Below are 18,211 nucleotides of genomic sequence, written 5' to 3'. Positions count from 1 at the left end.
TCGACACACCACCGAGGAGACACCGTGAACCGCACCGCCGTCGACACCGAGGGAGCCTGGTTCGAGCCGGAGCGCATCACCGAGCTGCGCCGCCTCCTGCCCATCCCCTACGTGGACGTCGTGCCCGTGCGCACCGACGTGGACGGGACCGTCACCGACGTGGGCCTGCTCCTGCGCGCCTCCGGCAGCGGCCGGATCGTGCGCACGATCATCTCCGGCCGCGTGCTCGTCCACGAGACCCTGCGCGAGGCGATCGCCCGTCACGTCGAGAAGGACCTCGGGCCGATGGCCATGCCGCGGATCCCCGCGTCCCCGACGCCCTTCACCGTCGCCGAGTACTTCCCCACCCCGGGGCAGTCCCTGTTCACCGATCCGCGGCAGCACGCGATCTCCCTCGCCTACCTCGTCCCGATGGGCGGGGAGACCGAGCCGCAGGAGGACGCCCTCGAGCTGGCCTGGCTGCCCGTGCAGGAGCTCCTGGACTCCACGATCCTCGACGAGATGGAGGGCGGTCACGACATCGTCGTGCGCCGCGCCCTCGCGCACGCCGGGGTGATCTGAGCCCTCGCGCCGCCGCGCGCACGCCACGAGACGGCAGCAGGCCCCCGAGGACGTCCCCGGGGGCCTGCTGCATGCGACGGTCGATCGTGTCGAGGGGTTCAGCCCTCGAGCAGCTTCGCGACGTGCCCGGCGATCGCGCGGAACGCCTTCCCGCGGTGCGAGATCGCGTCCTTCTCGGCGGCCGTGAGCTCCGCGGAGGTGCGGGTCTCCCCGTCGGGCACGAAGAGCGGGTCGTAGCCGAAGCCGCCCTCCCCGCGCCCCGCGGTGAGCAGGCGGCCGGTCATCTCCCCCCGCAGGACGATCTCGCGGCCGTCCGGGGAGACGAGCGCCGCGGCGCACACGAAGCGGGCGCCGCGGTGGGCGTCCGCGATGTCGGAGAGCTGGGCGAGCAGCAGGGCGTTGTTCGCCGCGTCGTCCCCGTGCCGGCCGCTCCAGCGGGCGGAGAAGATCCCCGGGGACCCGCCGAGCACGTCCACGGCAAGACCGGAGTCGTCGGCCACGGCGAGCAGTCCCGTCGCCGACGCCGCGGCCCGGGCCTTGATCAGGGCGTTGCCCTCGAAGGTCACCTGGTCCTCGACGACGTCCGGCAGCGCGATCCCCGCGGAGGAGACCACCTGCTCCGGGGCGAGCGAGGGCACGGCGTCGGCGAGGATCCGCCGCAGCTCCTCGAGCTTGCCCGTGTTGTGCGAGGCGAGGACGACGCGTGCTCCGCCGAGGACGGAGTGCACGCTCATCGCTGCTCCGCCAGCACCTCGCGCTGGATCCGCGCGAGATCCGCGCAGCCGCCCTCGGCGAGATCCAGCAGCTGCGTCAGCTCGGCGCGGGAGAAGGGGGCGCCCTCGGCGGTGCCCTGCACCTCGACGAGGCCGCCGCTGCCGGTGACGACGACGTTCATGTCGGTGTCCGCGGCGACGTCCTCGCGGTACTCGAGGTCCAGCAGCGGGCGGCCGTCGACGATGCCCACGCTGATCGCGGAGACGGAGTCGGTCAGGACCTCGGCGGTCGCGGAGAGGGAGGTGTGGCGACGCCCCCAGGTGATCGCGTCCGCGAGGGCCACGTAGGCGCCGGTGATCGCGGCGGTGCGGGTGCCGCCGTCGGCCTGGAGCACGTCGCAGTCGAGCTGGATCGTGTTCTCCCCGAGCACGTCGAGGTCGATGACGGCGCGCAGCGAGCGGCCGATCAGGCGGGAGATCTCATGGGTGCGCCCGCCGATCTTGCCCTTCACGCTCTCGCGCTGCGAGCGGGAGTCGGTCGCGCGCGGCAGCATCGCGTACTCCGCGGTGACCCAGCCGGAGCCGGAGCCCTTCTTCCAGCGCGGCACGCCCTCGGTGAAGGAGGCGGCGCACAGCACCCGGGTGCGGCCGAACTCCACGAGCGCGCTGCCCTCCGCGCGGTCGAGCCAGCCGCGCGTGATGCGCACCTCGCGGAGCTGCTCGGGGGTGCGTCCGTCGACGCGCGGGGCGGAGGTGGCAGGGGTGGTCATCGGGGTGATGCTCCTCGGAGTCGTTCAGCGGGACAGGTCGAGGATATCCATCGGGGCGACGAGGCGGGCAGGGCCGTCGAAGACCTCGCGGGCCTCCGCGAGCGGGACGGCCGGGTCGGTCCAGGCCGGCACATGGGTGAGCGCGAGGGAGCGCACGCGCGCCTGCTCCGCGATCAGCCCGGCGCGGCGGCCGGTGAGATGCACGCCCGCGAAGCGGTCGTCGCGGCCCTCGATGTAGCCGGCCTCGCAGAGGAAGAGGTCCGCATCGGCGGCGAGGTCCAGCAGCGCCGGGCAGGTGTCCGTGTCCCCCGAGTAGGCGAGCACCTGGCCGCCGCTGGTGATGCGGAAGCCGTAGGCCTCCACCGGGTGCAGCACGGCGCGCACCTCGATGCGCAGCGGACCGATCTCGAGGAGCTGGCCGTCCTCGATCGCGCCGTAGGCGAAGGGCACGCGGTCCACGCCGTCGGGGACATGGCCGTCGCGGCTGAGCACGGCCGCGAGGCGGTCCGGCAGGGCGGCGGGGCCGTGCACGGGGAGCTGGGGCAGGTCCGTGCGCTCGTGGTACGCCCAGAACACCTCGAGGCCGGTGACGTCGAGGAAGTGATCCGGGTGCAGGTGGGAGACGATCACCGCGTCGAGCTCCGTGGGGTCGATCGCGGACTGGAGGGGCCCGAAGGCGCCCGAGCCGAGGTCCAGGAGCACGCGCCAGGTGCGGCCGGCGGCGTCGGTCTCCTCGAGCAGGTAGCTCGAGGCCGCGCTGTCCGGGCCGGCGAAGCTGCCGCTGCAGCCGATCACGCGGATCCTCATGGCACCACCACCGGGAGGGTCGTCGTCATCGTCACGGCCGGGCCCAGGAAGCGGCGCGACAGGCGGGCGAACATCGAGGGCCCGCCGAGGCCGTCCGCGGTCTCCGCGAAGACGTGCTGCGGGGGCCGCGCGTCGGTGCGCTGGATGCCGGCGGCGCGCAGCTGCCGGTAGACGTCCAGCGCGGTCTCCTCCGCGGAGGAGACGAGCGTGACCTCGGGCCCCATGACGAGCCGGATCGGTCCGGCGAGCATCGGGTAGTGGGTGCAGCCGAGCACCAGCGTGTCCACGCCGGCGGCCTTGACCGGGGCGAGGTACTCCTCCGCCACCTCGACGATCTCGTCGCCGCTGATCTCGCCGCGCTCTACGAACTCCACGAAGCGGGGGCACGCGGCGGAGGTGATCTCGAGCGCGGGGGCGGCGGCGAAGGCGTCGTCGTAGGCGCGCGAGGAGACGGTCGCGCGGGTGCCGATGATGCCGACCTTCCCGTTGCGGGTGGCGGCGACGGCGCGGCGCACCGCCGGCTGGATGACCTCGACGACGGGCACGTCGTAGCGCTCACGGGCGTCCCGGAGGACGGCGGCGCTCGCGGTGTTGCAGGCGATGACGAGCATCTTCACGTCCCGCTCCACGAGCGAGTCCATGATGTCCAGGGCGAGCGCGCGGACCTCCGCGATGGGGCGGGGCCCGTAGGGGGTGTGGGCGGTGTCCCCGATGTAGAGGATCTCCTCGCCGGGCAGCTGGTCGAGGATGGCGCGGGCGACGGTCAGCCCGCCCACACCGGAGTCGAAGACGCCGATCGGCGCGCTGCCGGAGGCCGGGCCGTGCTCGCCCGGACCGCTCGTCCCCACCACGCTGTCCATCCCAGAAGGCTAGGGCGCGCGCGCCGCGCGGGCAGTGACGGCGCGCTCAGTGGGTCGAGGGTCACAGCGCCGCGCCCCGGGCGCGAGGGGGCCGGGGAGCGATGGGCGCAGCAGGGCCGACGGGGATCAGTCGAGGGCGCGCAGGAGCGACTCCTGCAGCCAGGAGAGCAGCTCGTACACCGCGATGACGACCTCGGAGCCCACGTGCTCGTCGTCCTCCGGGGAGGCGCCCTCGACGCGCTCCCCGATCTGCTGGAGCATCCGCACGGTGTCGAAGTCGCCGTCCCGCTCGAGGCCCAGGCGGTCCGCGAGCACGATCCGCACGTCGTTCAGGGCGCGCAGGACGACGACCGCCTGCTCCTCGTCGATCACCACCTCGCCGTGCCCGGGACCGGACCCGTCGAGGATCGACATCACGGTGCGCAGGTCCGCGAGCTTCGCCTCGGCGAGGTCCTGCTGGCCGAGCCGCCGGTACTCGGCGGCCAGCTCCGGGTCCTCGCTCGCGGCGGGGAACAGGCGCCGGACCGCGCTGTCGGAGGGCTCCCGCGCCTCCCGCGCCGCGAACTCCGCCTCGAGCCGCTGGAGGGGGTCCTCGCTGCGCGCGGCGCGACGGAGGGAGCCGTTCCCGGTCTCGATGCCGAGGTCGGTGCGGATGAGCTCGGCGGTCTCCTGGGCGACCTGCGCGAGGATCGCCTTCTCCTCACCGTCGAGGCGGCAGGCGAGGGTCGAGTCGGGCCGGCGGCGGAACGCGTGGGCCATTCAGTCCTCCCCCGCCCGCTCGAGGGTGGCGCGCAGGCCGTAGGAATGCATCGCCTGCACGTCCGTCTCCATCCGCTCGCGGGAGCCGCGGGACACGATCGCCCGGCCCTCCTCGTGGACCTGCGTCATCAGCGCCTCGGCGACCGGGCGCGAGTAGGCGAAGTGGCGGCGGAACACGTAGACGACGTAGCTCATGAGGTTCACGGGGTCGTTGTGCACCGCGGTCGCCCAGGGGCCCTCCGCGGTCGGCCGCTCCTGCGGGCTCACGTCGGTCGCTGCGCCCGGCGCGGATCGGGGCTGCGACAGCACGGCGGGCATGACATCTCCTGACGGGACGGGGGAAGGCAGGGGCGATTCTACGTGGCGCGCCTGCGCCGGAGGTGGCCGTACACATTACGGTGGGGCCGTGACCTCCTCCCTGCTCACCGACCTGTACGAGCTGACGATGCTCCGCGCCGCCCGTGAGGCGGGCACTGCGGAGCGCGCCTGCGTGTTCGAGGTCTTCACCCGCTCCCTCCCCGAGGGCCGTCGCTACGGCGTGCTCGCGGGCACGGACCGGGTGCTGCGCGCGATCGCCGACTTCCGCTTCGACGAGGCGGACCTCCGCTACCTGCGGCGCACCGGCATGCTCGACGAGGACACCCTCGCCTTCCTCGCCGACTACCGATTCACGGGCGACGTGCACGGCTACGCCGAGGGCGAGCTGTTCTTCGAGGGCTCCCCCGTCCTCCGCATCGAGGGCACCTTCGCGGACGCCGTCATGCTCGAGACCGTCGTGCTCTCGATCCTCAACCACGACTCCGGCGTCGCCTCCGCGGGCTCGCGGATGATCACCGCCGCCCGCGGCCGTCCCTGCATCGAGATGGGCGGGCGCCGCGTCCACGAGGACGCCGCGATCGCCGCCGCCCGCGCCGCCTACCTCGTGGGCTTCGCCTCGACCTCGAACCTCGCCGCGGGCGCCCACTACCGGATCCCCGTCGCGGGGACCTCCGCGCACGCCTTCACCCTGCTCTTCGACACCGAGGAGCAGGCCTTCCGCGCGCAGATCGCGTCCCAGGGCGCCGGGACGACGGTGCTCGTGGACACCTACGACGTCGAGCAGGCTGTCCGCACCGCCGTCGACATCGCCGGACCGGAGCTGGGCGCCGTGCGCCTGGACTCGGGGGACCTCGGCGCACAGGCGCAGGAGGTCCGCGCGCTGCTGGACTCCCTCGGCGCGACGTCGACCCGCATCACCGCGACGAGCGACCTGGACGAGCACCGGCTCGACGAGCTCGCCGACGCCCCGATCGACGGCTACGGCATCGGCACGCGGCTCGTCACCGGGGGCGGTCACCCCGCTCCCGGCTTCGTCTTCAAGCTCGTCGAGCGCGAGGGGGCAGACGGCGCCATGCACCCGGTCGGCAAGCGCTCCGCGGACAAGCAGACCCTCGGCGCCGGCAAGAGCGCCTACCGGCTCCTCGTGGGCGACCGGGCGCGGGCCGAGCTCGTGCTCCCCGGCGAGGCGGAGGTCGCGGAGTTCGATCGGGAGCTCACCGCGCAGCTGCTCGCCTCACAGGCCCCTGCGGAGTGGGCGCGCACGCGGCTGCGGCCGCTCCAGGTGCCGCTGCTCCAGGACGGGCACCGGGTCTGGGACCTCTCCCCCGTCGAGGCGCTCGAGCACGGGCGGGAGCGGCACGCCTCCTCGCTCGCGGAGCTCTGCCTGCGACCGGAGGACGGCCCCGACGGCCCGATCGCGATCCCGACCCTGACCGACGGCGCCCAGGCGGCCCGCGCGCTGGGCTGACGCTCCGCCCGGGGGCTACTTCCGGCCCACGAACCAGCCGCGCAGCAGGTCGATCCGCGCCTGGATCTGCTCCGCGCTCGCCTGGGCGACGGCGGGGCCTCCGGTGCGGGAGCGCAGCGAGCTGTGCACCGAGCCGTGGGGCGTGCCGGACTTGCGCGACCAGGCGCCCACGAGCGAGCTGAGCTCCTTGCGCAGCTCCATGAGCCGGCGGTGGTCCACGACCGGCACCTGCCGCTCCTCGGCGCGGGAGCCGCCCGCGCGCCGCAGCCGCTCCTGCTGATCCGCCTGGTGCTGCTGGAGGACGGTGCGCATCTGGTCCGCGTCCAGCAGGCCCGGGATCCCCAGGAAGTCCTGCTCGTCCTCGCTGCCCTCGACGCCGCCGGAGCCGTACTCGCCGCCGTCGAACAGCACCCGGTCGAAGGACGCCTTCGACTCGAGCGCCTCAAAGGACATCTCGAGCTGGTCGGAGGCCTGCTCGGACCGGTTCGCCTGCTCGATGAGGGACTCGTCGAGGCCGGTCTCCGCGTCGCCCTCCGCGGGCCGACGGTCCAGCACGTGGTCCCGCTCGGCCTCCATCGCGGCGGCGTGGGCCATGAGGATCGGCACCGTCGGCAGGAAGACGCTCGCGGTCTCGCCGCGGGTCCGCGAGCGCACGAAGCGCCCCACGGCCTGCGCGAAGAACATGGGCGTCGCGGTCGAGGTCGCATAGACGCCCACGGAGAGCCGCGGCACGTCGACGCCCTCGGAGACCATGCGGACCGCGACCATCCAGCGGTCCTTCGAGGCGGAGAACGCCTCGATGCGGGCGCCCGCGCCGGCGTCGTCGGAGAGCACCACGGTGGGCTGCTCGCCGGTGATGTCGTGCAGGGTCGCGGCGTACGCGCGGGCCGCCTTCTGGTCCGTCGCGATGACGAGGCCGCCGGCATCGGCCACGTGCCGGCGCACCTCGGTGAGGCGGCGGTCGGCGGCGGCGAGCACCGTCTGGATCCAGTCGCCCTTGGGGTCGAGCGCGGTGCGCCAGGCCTGCTGGGTGATGTCCTTCGTCTCGAGCGCGCCGAGCTGCGCGGAGACCTCGTCGCCGGTCTTCGTGCGCCAGTGCATGCGCCCGGAGTAGGTCATGAACAGCACGGGGCGCACGACGTGGTCCTTGAGCGCCTCGCCGTAGCCGTAGGTGTAGTCCGCCTTCGAGCGCAGGAAGCCCTCGCCGTCCTCCTCGTAGGTGACGAAGGGGATCTGCGAGTCGTCGGAGCGGAACGGCGTTCCCGTGAGCGAGAGCCGCCGCACGGCCGGGTCGAACGCGTCGCGCACGCCGTCGCCCCAGGTGCGGGAGTCGCCCGCGTGGTGGATCTCGTCGAGGATCACGAGGGTGCGGTCCGCCTCGGTGCGCGCCCGGTGCAGCGCCGGATGCATGCCCACCTGCGCATAGGTGAGCGCGACGCCCTGGTAGTGGGCGCCGTGGCGGCCCTGGGCGTTCGAGAAGTTCGGGTCCAGGGAGATGCCCACGCGCGCGGCGGCGTCGGCCCACTGGGTCTTGAGGTGCTCGGTCGGGGCGACCACCGTGATCCGGCGGACGGTCCCCTCCTGCAGCAGGCCGGCGGCGATCTGCAGGGCGAAGGTCGTCTTGCCGGCGCCGGGCGTCGCGACCGCCATGAAGTCCTTGGGGGACCTGCTGCGGTAGAGCTCGAGGGCCTCCGCCTGCCAGGCGCGGAGCTTGGTGGCGGTGCCCCACGCGGCGCGCTCGGGGTAGGCCGGGGACAGCGATCGCGCGGCCGCCTCGGAGGGGTGGCGCGGGTCGCTCGCGGAGAAGAGGGAAGGAGTCGTCACAACGCCGTCCACCGTACCGTCGCGGGCCGACGAACCCCCTGCAGGGACGATGTGAGGAAGTCGCCCCGGCGCGTCGTCACGGACGCGGGCCCGCACCCTCCCCGGTCGGGACGGGCACGGGCCCGCGGGGCCGATGCGAGGATCAGCGGCGGCCGCCGAAGAAGCCGCGGAAGCCGCCGCCCTTCCCCCCGCCCTTGCCGCCCTTGCCGTCGCCGCCGTCGGCGGGCTCGCGCAGGCCCTCGTAGATCTCCTTGCACTCCGGGCAGACCGGGTACTTGTTCGGGTCGCGGCCGGGCACCCACACCTTGCCGCAGAGGGCGATCACGGGCGTGCCGTCGAGGGCCGCCTGGGTGATCTTGTCCTTGCGCACGTAGTGGGCGAAGCGGTCGTGGTCGCCGCCGTCGGTCTCCTGCTCCTGGGCCTGCTTCTGGCGGTCGAGCACGGCCGTCGAGCCGGAGCCGGGCTGATCGGCGTAGGGGTCGGTGCGCGACGGGTCGGAGGTGGAGGACATGACGGCTCCCTGGGGCGATGGCGCGGGCGGACCCCCCCGAGCCTAGCGGCCCCGCCTCCGCGCTGTCAGGGAGCGGCGGTGGGACGATGCGGGGCATGAGCACCGGGACGGACCTGCCCCCGACGATCCCCGCGCGAGCGGCGGCGTTCCTCTCCCGTGTCCCCGCCGAGGTGCGCCGCGCCGGCGGCTCCCCCGCCGCCCGGATCGCGGTCGCGGCGCTCGCCCTCGTCCTCAACATCGGCTTCTTCCTGCCCTCGCTGCCCGAGGGCACCCCCGGGGTCGGCGTGCCGGGGATGGACAAGCTCTGGCACCTGCTCGTCATGGCGCTCACCGTGTGGGCGATCGGCCGCCTGCTCGCCTCGCGCCGCCGCTTCCCGATCGGCTGGGTCGCGATCGCCGTGGTCCTCGAGGCGGCGCTCGTGGAGATCCTGCAGGGGGCGCTCATGCCCGGGCGCTCCGCCGATCCGCTCGACCTCCTCGCCGGGGTGATCGGCGTGGGCGGCGGCGTGACCGCCTGGTCCCTCGAGCGGCGGCGGGCGCGGGGACGGCGACGGGCCGCCGAGGACGAGACGGAGCTCGCCGTCGACGGCCCGCGGGCCTGATCCGGGTCACGCCCGGGGCGCGGCCAGCGGCCGCGCACGCTCAGCGCTCGAGGACGATCTCGTCCGCGTAGACCGGCCGCATGGCGCCCGTGATCGTGTCCACCGTGCCGGCCTCCTCGCGGGCGACCTCCTCGACCGCGCTCGCGACCGCCTTGGTCACCCCGTCGTGGAAGACGCTCGGGACGATGTAGGTGGGGTTGAGCTCGTCGGCCGAGACGACGTCGGCGAGGGCCTTCGCGGCGGCGAGCAGCATCCGGTCGCTGACCTTCGTGGCGTGCGCGTCCAGCAGCCCGCGGAACACGCCCGGGAAGGCGAGCACGTTGTTGATCTGGTTGGCGAAGTCGCTGCGGCCGGTCGCGACGACCTCCGCGTGCTTGGCGGCCTCCGCCGGGTCGATCTCCGGGGTCGGGTTCGCCATCGCGAACACGATCGAGCGCTCCGCCATCGTCGCGACGTCCTCGGCCGAGAGGATGTTGCCGGCGCTCACGCCGATGAAGACGTCCGCGTCGCGGATGGCGTCGGAGAGCGTGCCCGTGAGCTCGCGGGGGTTGGTGACCTCCGCGATCCACGGCAGGCGGCCCTCGAGCTGCTCGCGCCGCTCGTGGACGATCCCGTGGATGTCCGTGACGACGACGTCCCGGGCGCCCGCGGCGCGCAGCAGGCGCAGGATCGCGGTGCCCGCGGCGCCCGCGCCGGAGAGCACGATGCGGGCGCTCGCGATGTCCTTCTCGACGACCCGCAGCGCGTTGCGCAGCGCGGCCACGACCACGATCGCGGTGCCGTGCTGGTCGTCGTGGAAGACGGGGATGTCGAGCTCCGCGCGCAGGCGGTCCTCGATCTCGAAGCAGCGCGGGGCGGAGATGTCCTCGAGGTTGATGCCCGCGAAGACCGGGGCGATCGCCTTGACGTGGGAGACGATCTCGTCCACCGAGTGGGCGTCCAGGCAGATCGGGAAGGCGTCGATGTTCGCGAAGCGCTTGAAGAGGGCGGCCTTGCCCTCCATGACCGGCATCGCGGCGAGCGGGCCGAGGTCGCCCAGGCCCAGGATCGCGGAGCCGTCGGTGACGACCGCGACGGTGTTGCGCTTGATGGTGAGGCGACGGGCGTCCTCGGGGTTCTCCGCGATGGCCTTGACCACGCGGGCCACGCCCGGGGTGTAGATCATCGAGAGGTCGTCGCGGTGGCGGATCGGCAGCTTCGACTCGACGGTGAGCTTGCCGCCCAGGTGGGCGAGGAAGGTGCGATCGGAGACCTTGCCGAGCTCCACCCCGGAGAGGTCCTTGAGGGACTCCACGACCTGCATCGCATGGTCGTGGCCGGCGGTGAGCACGGTGATGTCCGCGCGCATGCGCTCGGGGCCCGAGGCGGAGACGTCCAGTGCGGTGACCGTGGCCCCGCCCTGCTCGAGGCGACTGGTGATGTCGCTGACCGCGGCGGAGCGGGCCTCGAACTCGAGGCGGATCGTGATGGAGTAGCTGACAGACGGCGACGGTGACATGAGGCACAGCCTAACGAGCGCGGGGCGCTCGGGCGCACCACCCCGTCGGACTCGTCAGTCGGTGTAGGGGTCCACCTCGGACTGGAAGCGGTCCCAGATCGCCGCGGCGGCCTCAGCCTGCTCCTGGTAGCGCTCGGGGAAGGCGCTGGCCTGCACGGCCTGCGCGGCGCTGCCTACGTCCCAGCTCTCGTAGTCGGGGGCCACGTCGAGCAGGCCGGGGGCCTCCGAGTGGTCGCCGAGGCCCAGGAAGGCGTCGATCGCGCGCTTCTTGTGACGGACCTGCTCCGCGGTGCCCCAGCCCATGGAGGGACGCTGCTGGAACATGCCGCCGGAGTCGAGGTCGACGGCCGGCTCGTAGTTGTACAGCCACGCCTCGACGATCGCGGTCGCGAGGACGATCTGGGCGCCGTGGGCGCTGATGCCGTGGCCCTTGCACACCGCGATGACGAAGCGCGCGTTGTCGGTCTGCCAGTCGTCCATGTCGTCCAGCGCGAAGTACTCGCGGTTCTCGGCGCGCGTCAGGAACTCCTCGGTCCACTCGTCGGAGGCCTCGGCGGGGGCCGACGGGGCGGCGAGCGCGGTCGCGGCGAACGTGGGGACGGAGACGGCGGCGAGGCCCAGCGGAGCGGCGCGGAGCAGGTGGCGGCGGGAGACGGACATACGGGAGAGCACCTTCGGGCGGGGCGCCCCGGAGGACGCGGTCGGATCCGCGGCCGGGGACCCGGCGGCGGACCGGGGCTGCGGGCCAGGAGATGGGCCGACCGCGCCCCGGTGGGAGTCCGATCGACGGTACGGACCGCTCGCAGCGCTGTGAACAGGGGTTTCGCGGATCACACCGGGAAAGTCCGCCTCGCCGGAGTGCCGTTTTGCCGACGCATGACGATCCTTGACCGTCCTTGACGGCGTTTCGGACACCTGCCTGTCAGGGCATCGTCGCCGGTGACCGCCCGGGAACCGGGCGCGACCGGGGCCGGAGCCGCTCCGCAGCGCCCGCGCCGAGGATCCGACGGCAAAAGTTCGACCACCGGGCGCGTCCCGTGAGCGCGAGCACGCTTCGACGGCCCTGGCATGTGCGCCCGACCACGCGGACGGCACCGCTCGGAGCGCCGCCGCGCCGTCCTCAGAGCGCCGCGATGGCGCTGCGGATCCGCTTGTCGGAGACGGTCATCGCGGTGCCGAGGGTCTGGGCGAACAGGCTCACCCGGTACTCCTCGAGCATCCGGTCGATCTCGAGCACGTCGGCCTCGCGCCGGCGGCGCGGCGAGAGGCGGCCGCGCACGGCGTGCCAGTGCTCCTCGGCCATCCGCAGCTGCCCGTCGAGCTGCTCGTCGCGGCGCGGGTTCTCGGCGAGCTTCTGCAGCCGCAGGCGATCCGCCTCGAGGTAGCGGCGTAGATCGCCCAGGCGCTCCACCCCGGTGCGGGAGACGAAGCCGTCCCCCAGCAGCGAGGCGGCGTGCTCGCGCACCCGGGTGAGCTGGCCGAGCACCGACAGCGAGGGCACCCGGGAGAGCTCCTTCTGGAGCTTCCCGTTCACCGCGAGCGCGGCGGCGGCGTCCTTCACCGCCTGGGCGGCGAGGTCGTCGTGCCGGGCGCGGACCTCGGCGACGAGCGCGTCGAAGGCGGCGCGCTCGCGCACGTCCCCCTCCCCCACGAGCGCGGAGGTCGCGGCGCGGGAGGCGTCCTCGAGCAGCGCGGCGGTGCTCGCGTACGGGGAGCCGGCGACGGCGAGCTTGGTGGGGTTCGGGAGGGCGTTCAGCACGCCCTGGAGGTCCGTGCCGACGGCCCGGTCCACGAGCGCGACGACGCCCTCGCGGTGGGCGAGCGCCTGCTCGTCCGCGGTGGCGAGCACGGCGAGGTCCACGCGCTGCAGGCGGCCGTCCTCCCCGCGGCGGGCGACGAGCGCCGGATAGCCGGTGACGGTGAGCCCGCCCGTGCGGGAGACGTGCGTGCGCGGCACCCCGGCCTCAGGGAAGCCGGGCAGGTCGGTGCGGGCGAGGTCGTCGCCCTGGGTGGAGACGGTCGTGTCGATCCGGGCTTTGAGCTGCGTCTTGAGCGCCGCGAGGTCGTCCCCGGCGCCGATCTGGCGACCCTTCGCGTCCACGACCCGGAAGTGCATGCGCAGGTGCGGCGGCAGCTTCGCCGTGTCGAACTCGGGGCCGTAGAGGCCGAGGTCGTCGGGCACGCCGGGCAGGCCCACGAGCTCGTCGGCGACCGCCTCGAGGAAGGGCTCACCGGCGTCGGGGTCGTCGTCGTGGAGGGTCGCGGCGACCGTCCTCGCCCGCTCGGGGGCGGGCACGAGGTGGCGGCGGATGGGCTTGGGAAGGGAGCGGATCAGCTCGGTGACGAGCTCCTCGCGCATGCCTGGCACGAGCCAGTCGAAGCCGCGAGGCTCGAGCCGGTTGAGCACGGCGAGCGGCACGGTCGCGGTGACGCCGTCGGCGCCCTTCGCGCCGACCTCGCCGAAGGAGTAGCTGAGCGGGAGGGTGAGGTCCCCCTGCACCCAGACGTCGGGGAACTCGGCGAGCAGGGTCTCGGCGACGTCGTCCTCCGCCGCGAGCAGGTCCTTCTGGGTGAGGGTGAGCAGGTCCGGCGTCTCGTGGCGCTGCTTCTTCCACCAGGAGTCGAAGTGCCGGCCGGAGACGACCTCGCGCGGGATCCGGGCGTCGTAGAAGCCGAACACCTGCTCGTCGGAGACCAGCAGATCCCGCCGGCGGGTCTTCGCCTCGAGCTCCTCGAGCTCGGCGACGAGCGCCCGGTTGTCGCGGAAGAAGTGGTGGCGGGTGCGCCAGTCCCCCTCGACCAGGGCGTTCTGCAGGAAGATGTCGCGCGCGGCCTCGGGGTCCACGCGGCCGTAGCCGACGACCCTATCCGCGACGAGCGGCACGCCGTAGAGCGTGACCTTCTCGTGGGCCATGGCGCTCGCCTGCTTCGAGGACCAGTGCGGGGCGGAGTAGGAGCGCTTGAGCACGTGCGCGCCGACCTCCTCCGCCCAGGCGGCGTCGATGCGGGCGGCCGTGCGCCCCCACAGCCGGGACGTCTCCACGAGCTCGGCGACCATGACCAGCTCGGGCCGCTTCTTGGCGAGGGCGGAGCCGGGCCACAGGGCGAAGCGGGCGCCGCGGGCGCCGGAGTACTCGCGGGTGCGGTCGTCGTAGAGGCCGACGTGGCTGAGCAGCCCGGCGAGCAGCGACTGGTGGATCGCGGCCGGGGAGGCCGGGGTGTCGTTCGCGGAGAGCCCGGCGTCCTTGGCCATGTCCCGCAGCTGGGCGTGCAGGTCCCACCACTCGCGGATCCGCAGGTAGTGCAGGAACTCCTGGCGCACCTCGCGCCGGAAGGCGGAGGAGGAGAGCTCGTCGCGGCGCTCCTTGAGGTGGTTCCAGAGGTTCAGCAGGGCGAGGAAGTCGCTCGTCTCGTCCTCGAAGCGCTTGTGCTTCTCCCGGGCCTGCTGCTCCTGGCCGAGCGGCCGCTCCCGCGGGTCCTGGATGGAGAGGGCGGCGACGATGACGAGGGCCTCGCGCAGGGCGCCCAGGCGGTCCGCCTCGATGAGCATGCGCGCCATCCGCGGGTCCAGCGGGAAGCGGGCGAGGGTGCGGCCCACGCGGGTGAGGCGGCGGCCGCCCGGCGAGCGCGGGTCGTCCTCGATCGCGCCGAGCTCCTCGAGCAGGCGCACGCCGTCGATGATCGCGCGGCTCGCGGGCGGCTCGACGAAGGGGAAGGACTCGACGTCGCCGAGGCCCAGGGAGGTCATGAGCAGCACGACGGAGGCGAGGGAGGTGCGCAGGATCTCCGGCTCGGTGAACTCGGGGCGACCCTCGAAGTCCTCCTCGGAGTACAGGCGCACGGCGATGCCGGCGTGGGTGCGACCGGAGCGGCCCGAGCGCTGGTTCGCGCTCGCCTGCGAGACGGGCTCGATGGGCAGGCGCTGGACCTTGGTGCGCTGGGAGTAGCGGGAGATGCGGGCGAGGCCCGAGTCGATGACGTAGGTGATGCCGGGGACCGTCAGCGAGGTCTCGGCGACGTTCGTGGAGAGGATGACGCGGCGGTAGGTGCCCGCCGAGGGCGGTGAGAAGATCTTCTGCTGGTCCTGGGCGGAGAGCCGGCCGAACAGCGGCAGCACCTCGACGGGCAGGGCGGCTCGGCCGCGGGTGCCGCGGGCGAGGTGCGCGGTGAGCGCGTCGGAGATCTCGCGGATCTCCCGCTCCCCGGGGAGGAAGACGAGCATGTCGCCGGGCCCCTCCGCCGCGAGCTCGTCGACCGCGTCGAGGACGGCCTGGGTGAGGTCGCGCTCGACGGAGTGGACGTCCTCGAGCTCGTCGTCCTCCTCGAGGTCCGGCTCGAGCACGAGCGGGCGGTAGCGGACCTCGACGGGGAAGGTGCGCCCGGAGACCTCGATGATCGGTGCGGGGACCCGCTCTCCGGAGGGAAGGGTCGCGGCGAAGTGCTCCGCGAAGCGCTCCGGGTCGATGGTCGCGGAGGTGATGACGACCTTGAGGTCGGGCCGCTCGGGGAGGATCTGGCGGAGGTAGCCGAGGATGACGTCGATGTTCAGCGAGCGCTCGTGCGCCTCGTCGATGATGATCACGTCGTAGCGGCGCAGCAGCCGGTCGCGGCCGATCTCCGCGAGCAGGATGCCGTCCGTCATGAGCTTCAGCCGCGCCCCCTTGGCGGTCTGCTTCGTGAAGCGGACCTGGTAGCCGACGGTCCCCTCGCCGAGGGTCTCGCCGAGCTCGCTCGCGATCCGGCTCGCGACGGAGCGCGCCGCGATCCGTCGCGGCTGGGTGTGGCCGACGAGGCGGCCCTCCGCCCCCAGGCCCATCTCGAGCAGCATCTTGGGGATCTGCGTGGTCTTGCCGGAGCCGGTCTCGCCGGCGACGACGACGACCTGGTGCTCGCGCAGCGCCTCGACGATGTCGTCGCGGCGCTGGGAGACGGGGAGGTCCGCGGGGTACTGGATGCGCAGGGCGGGCGTGGTCATGGCGGATCGATTCTACGGGCCGACGACCTGGACGGTCACGGGGATTCCCTCCGCCCCGCAGGACGGTGCGAAGCCCCGCGCTCCTGCGGCCCGGCCCCTAGACTCGTGCCCTGCGTCCGGAGACCCCGGCGCACCCCGAGCGATGGAGCCACGGAGACCACCCATGTCCCAGCCCCCCATGCGCGCACTGCGCAAGACCTCCCCCGCCGCCGGCCTCGAGCTCGTCGAGCTGCCCCGGCCCGCGTGCGGCCCCCACGACGTCCTCATCCGGGTGCTGCGCGCCGGGATCTGCGGCACCGACCTCCACATCCAGGACTGGGACGACTCCGCCCGCGCCATGTGCGACACGGTGCCCTTCACCCCCGGCCACGAGTTCTACGGCGAGGTGGTCGAGGTCGGCGCCGAGGCCGGCGACGTGCGCGTGGGCGATCGCGTCTCCGGCGAGGGGCACGTCGTGTGCGGGACCTGCCGCAACTGCCGCGCCGGCCGCAGGCAGATGTGCATCCGCACCCGCAGCGTCGGCGTGCAGCGCGACGGCGCCTTCGCCGACTACGTCGCGATCCCCTACCTCAACGTCTGGGTCCACGAGCACGAGGGCCGCACCGACCTCATCTCCCCCGAGCTCGGCGCCCTCTTCGACCCCTTCGGCAACGCCGTGCACACCGCGCTGAAGTTCCCGCTCGTCGGCGAGGACGTGCTCATCACCGGCGCCGGGCCCATCGGCCTCATGGCCGCCGCGGTCGCCCGCCATGCCGGGGCCCGCTTCATCGCCGTCACCGACGTCCACGAGCACCGCCTCGAGATGGCGCGCGCCGCCGGGGTGGACCTCGCCCTGAACGTCGCGACGACCACCGTCGACCGGGCGAAGCTGGACCTGGGCCTCAAGGAGGGCTTCGACGTGGGCCTGGAGATCTCCGGCCAGCCCTCCGCCCTGCAGGGCATGATCGCGACGATGAACCACGGCGGGAAGATCGCCCTGCTCGGACTGCCGGCCCGGCACTTCGAGCTCGACTGGACCACCGTCATCACCCACATGCTCACGCTGCAGGGCATCTACGGCCGCGAGATGTACGAGACCTGGAACGCGATGAGCGCCATGATCTCCACCTCGCCCGTGCTGCGCGAGCGGGTCCTCGCGACCGTGTCCCACGTCCTCCCCGCCGCCCGCTGGGAGGAGGCGTACGACGTTGCCCGCTCCGGCAGCGGCGGGAAGGTGCTCCTGGACTGGGAGCACTCGGACTGACCCGCCCCGCGCCCATCCCCGTCACCGCCACCCCGGAAGGACCCCCGTGTACACCGACCTCAAGGACCAGCTGACCGCCGAGCTCACCGCGATCGAGGAGGCCGGCACCTTCAAGCACGAGCGCGTCATCACCACGCCCCAGGCCGGCCGGATCACCGCCGGGCCCGCCGGCCGCGACGGCGCCGAGGTGCTGAACTTCTGCGCCAACAACTACCTGGGCCTGGCCGACGACCCCCGCCTCGTCGACACGGCGAAGCGGGCGCTCGACGAGCGCGGCTTCGGCATGGCCTCCGTGCGCTTCATCTGCGGCACCCAGGATCTCCACCTCGAGCTCGAGCAGGCGCTCAGCGCCTTCCTCGGCACCGAGGACACGATCCTGTTCTCCTCGTGCTTCGACGCGAACGGCGCGGTCTTCGAGCCGCTGTTCGGCCGGGAGGACGCGATCGTCTCCGACGCCCTGAACCACGCCTCCCTCATCGACGGGATCCGGCTGTCCAAGGCCGTGCGCTACCGCTACGCGAACGCCGACCTCGCGGACCTCCGCACCCAGCTCGAGGCGACCCGCACCCAGAACGACGGCGCGCCCTCCCGCCGCACCGTGATCGTCACCGACGGCGTGTTCTCGATGGACGGCTACCTCGCCCCGCTCCCCGGGATCTGCGACCTCGCCGAGGAGTTCGGCGCCCTGGTCATGGTCGACGACTCCCACGCCGTGGGCTTCATGGGCGCCACCGGCGCGGGCACGCCCGAGCACTTCGGCGTCTCCGACCGCGTGGACCTCTACACCGGCACCTTCGGCAAGGCCCTCGGCGGGGCGAGCGGCGGCTACGTCTCCGGCCGCGCCGAGATCGTCGCGCTGCTGCGGCAGAAGGGCCGCCCCTACCTGTTCTCCAACTCCCTCGCCCCCTCGATCACCGCGGCGACCCTGCAGGCGCTCGAGCTCGTCGAGGGCAGCGCCGAGCTGCGGGCGACCCTCTTCCGCAACGCGGAGCTGTTCCGGACCCGGATGACGGAGGAGGGCTTCGACCTGCTCCCCGGCGAGCACGCGATCGTGCCCGTCATGCTGGGCGACGCGGCGCTCGCCGGGCGCATGGCCGACGCCATGCTCGAGCAGGGCGTCTTCGTCACCGCCTTCTCCTACCCGGTCGTCCCGCAGGGGAAGGCGCGGATCCGTGTGCAGCTCTCCGCCGCGCACACCGAACAGGACGTCGAGGCCGCGGTGCGCGCCTTCGTCGCCGCCCGCGCCGCCGTGCAAGGCTGACGGTCCGTCCGCACGAGAACACCCGACACTCGCTCGCCCCG

The 18,211-nt window shown here is 73.5% G+C and carries 16 protein-coding genes; 5 read left to right on the top strand and 11 right to left on the bottom strand.

Going from position 1 to position 18,211, the window contains the following annotated elements:
* The first annotated feature begins 24 nt into the window (after positions 1 to 24).
* Entirely contained in the window at positions 25 to 561 is a 537-nt protein-coding gene (locus C1N80_RS08860) for an NUDIX hydrolase family protein (RefSeq protein WP_137770426.1), read from the top strand.
* A 98-nt stretch (positions 562 to 659) separates the two neighbouring features.
* On the opposite strand, the gene rdgB is transcribed toward C1N80_RS08860, so the two are convergent.
* The 6 genes from rdgB to clpS form a co-directional block, all read right to left on the bottom strand.
* Positions 660 to 1,295, bottom strand: coding sequence for an RdgB/HAM1 family non-canonical purine NTP pyrophosphatase (gene rdgB, locus C1N80_RS08855; RefSeq protein ID WP_137770425.1), 636 nt, complete (start codon positions 1,293 to 1,295; stop codon positions 660 to 662).
* Complete coding sequence (gene rph, locus C1N80_RS08850) at positions 1,292 to 2,044, bottom strand: ribonuclease PH (protein ID WP_137770424.1); 753 nt, start codon at positions 2,042 to 2,044, stop codon at positions 1,292 to 1,294. Before rph ends, rdgB begins: the two co-directional genes overlap by 4 nt.
* A gap of 24 nt (positions 2,045 to 2,068) precedes the next feature.
* Positions 2,069 to 2,851 carry an MBL fold metallo-hydrolase gene (locus tag C1N80_RS08845; protein WP_137770423.1) on the bottom strand — a complete coding sequence of 261 codons (783 nt, stop codon included), beginning with the start codon at positions 2,849 to 2,851 and terminating at the stop codon, positions 2,069 to 2,071.
* A complete protein-coding gene (murI, locus tag C1N80_RS08840; protein WP_137770422.1) occupies positions 2,848 to 3,711 on the bottom strand; it encodes a glutamate racemase in 864 nt (287 codons plus the stop codon). The genes C1N80_RS08845 and murI overlap by 4 nt, the downstream gene beginning before the upstream one ends.
* Positions 3,712 to 3,837: 126 nt before the next feature.
* Positions 3,838 to 4,470: a DUF2017 domain-containing protein gene (locus tag C1N80_RS08835; RefSeq protein WP_137770421.1), complete on the bottom strand. Its 633-nt coding sequence runs from the start codon at positions 4,468 to 4,470 to the stop codon at positions 3,838 to 3,840.
* Positions 4,471 to 4,788 carry an ATP-dependent Clp protease adapter ClpS gene (gene clpS / locus C1N80_RS08830; RefSeq protein ID WP_137770420.1) on the bottom strand — a complete coding sequence of 106 codons (318 nt, stop codon included), beginning with the start codon at positions 4,786 to 4,788 and terminating at the stop codon, positions 4,471 to 4,473.
* An 88-nt stretch (positions 4,789 to 4,876) separates the two neighbouring features.
* On the opposite strand from clpS, the gene C1N80_RS08825 reads away from it, so the two are divergent.
* A complete protein-coding gene (locus C1N80_RS08825) occupies positions 4,877 to 6,256 on the top strand; it encodes a nicotinate phosphoribosyltransferase (protein ID WP_205750633.1) in 1,380 nt (459 codons plus the stop codon).
* Positions 6,257 to 6,271: 15 nt separating this feature from the next.
* On the opposite strand, the gene C1N80_RS08820 is transcribed toward C1N80_RS08825, so the two are convergent.
* Positions 6,272 to 8,080: a DEAD/DEAH box helicase gene (locus C1N80_RS08820; RefSeq protein WP_168198071.1), complete on the bottom strand. Its 1,809-nt coding sequence runs from the start codon at positions 8,078 to 8,080 to the stop codon at positions 6,272 to 6,274.
* Between the two features lie 142 nt (positions 8,081 to 8,222).
* On the bottom strand, positions 8,223 to 8,591 hold the full coding sequence (locus C1N80_RS08815; protein WP_137770417.1) for a DUF3039 domain-containing protein: 369 nt from the start codon (positions 8,589 to 8,591) through the stop codon (positions 8,223 to 8,225).
* Positions 8,592 to 8,686: 95 nt separating this feature from the next.
* Here C1N80_RS08815 and C1N80_RS08810 point away from each other — a divergent pair, with 95 nt between their 5' ends.
* Positions 8,687 to 9,193: a VanZ family protein gene (locus C1N80_RS08810; RefSeq protein ID WP_137770416.1), complete on the top strand. Its 507-nt coding sequence runs from the start codon at positions 8,687 to 8,689 to the stop codon at positions 9,191 to 9,193.
* 40 nt (positions 9,194 to 9,233) lie between these two features.
* Here C1N80_RS08810 and C1N80_RS08805 read toward each other — a convergent pair whose 3' ends face one another.
* From C1N80_RS08805 to hrpA, 3 genes are all read right to left on the bottom strand, one after another.
* Positions 9,234 to 10,691 (bottom strand): NAD-dependent malic enzyme, encoded by a 1,458-nt coding sequence (locus C1N80_RS08805; RefSeq protein ID WP_137770415.1) that lies wholly within the window; start codon positions 10,689 to 10,691, stop codon positions 9,234 to 9,236.
* A 54-nt stretch (positions 10,692 to 10,745) separates the two neighbouring features.
* Complete coding sequence (locus tag C1N80_RS08800) at positions 10,746 to 11,351, bottom strand: hypothetical protein (protein WP_137770414.1); 606 nt, start codon at positions 11,349 to 11,351, stop codon at positions 10,746 to 10,748.
* A gap of 460 nt (positions 11,352 to 11,811) precedes the next feature.
* Positions 11,812 to 15,666 carry an ATP-dependent RNA helicase HrpA gene (gene hrpA, locus C1N80_RS08795; RefSeq protein WP_137770413.1) on the bottom strand — a complete coding sequence of 1,285 codons (3,855 nt, stop codon included), beginning with the start codon at positions 15,664 to 15,666 and terminating at the stop codon, positions 11,812 to 11,814.
* 178 nt (positions 15,667 to 15,844) lie between these two features.
* On the opposite strand from hrpA, the gene tdh reads away from it, so the two are divergent.
* Together tdh and C1N80_RS08785 are read left to right on the top strand one after the other, a co-directional pair.
* On the top strand, positions 15,845 to 16,909 hold the full coding sequence (gene tdh / locus C1N80_RS08790; RefSeq protein ID WP_137771715.1) for an L-threonine 3-dehydrogenase: 1,065 nt from the start codon (positions 15,845 to 15,847) through the stop codon (positions 16,907 to 16,909).
* A gap of 46 nt (positions 16,910 to 16,955) precedes the next feature.
* Positions 16,956 to 18,170 (top strand): glycine C-acetyltransferase, encoded by a 1,215-nt coding sequence (locus tag C1N80_RS08785; protein ID WP_137770412.1) that lies wholly within the window; start codon positions 16,956 to 16,958, stop codon positions 18,168 to 18,170.
* Positions 18,171 to 18,211: the final 41 nt, after the last annotated feature.

This window comes from Brachybacterium sp. SGAir0954 (genome assembly GCF_005490785.1).
Classification (GTDB): Bacteria; Actinomycetota; Actinomycetes; order Actinomycetales; family Dermabacteraceae; genus Brachybacterium; species Brachybacterium rhamnosum.
The sequence above is the reverse complement of the archived record's forward strand: the minus strand, read 5'-3'. Positions and strand labels throughout refer to the sequence as shown.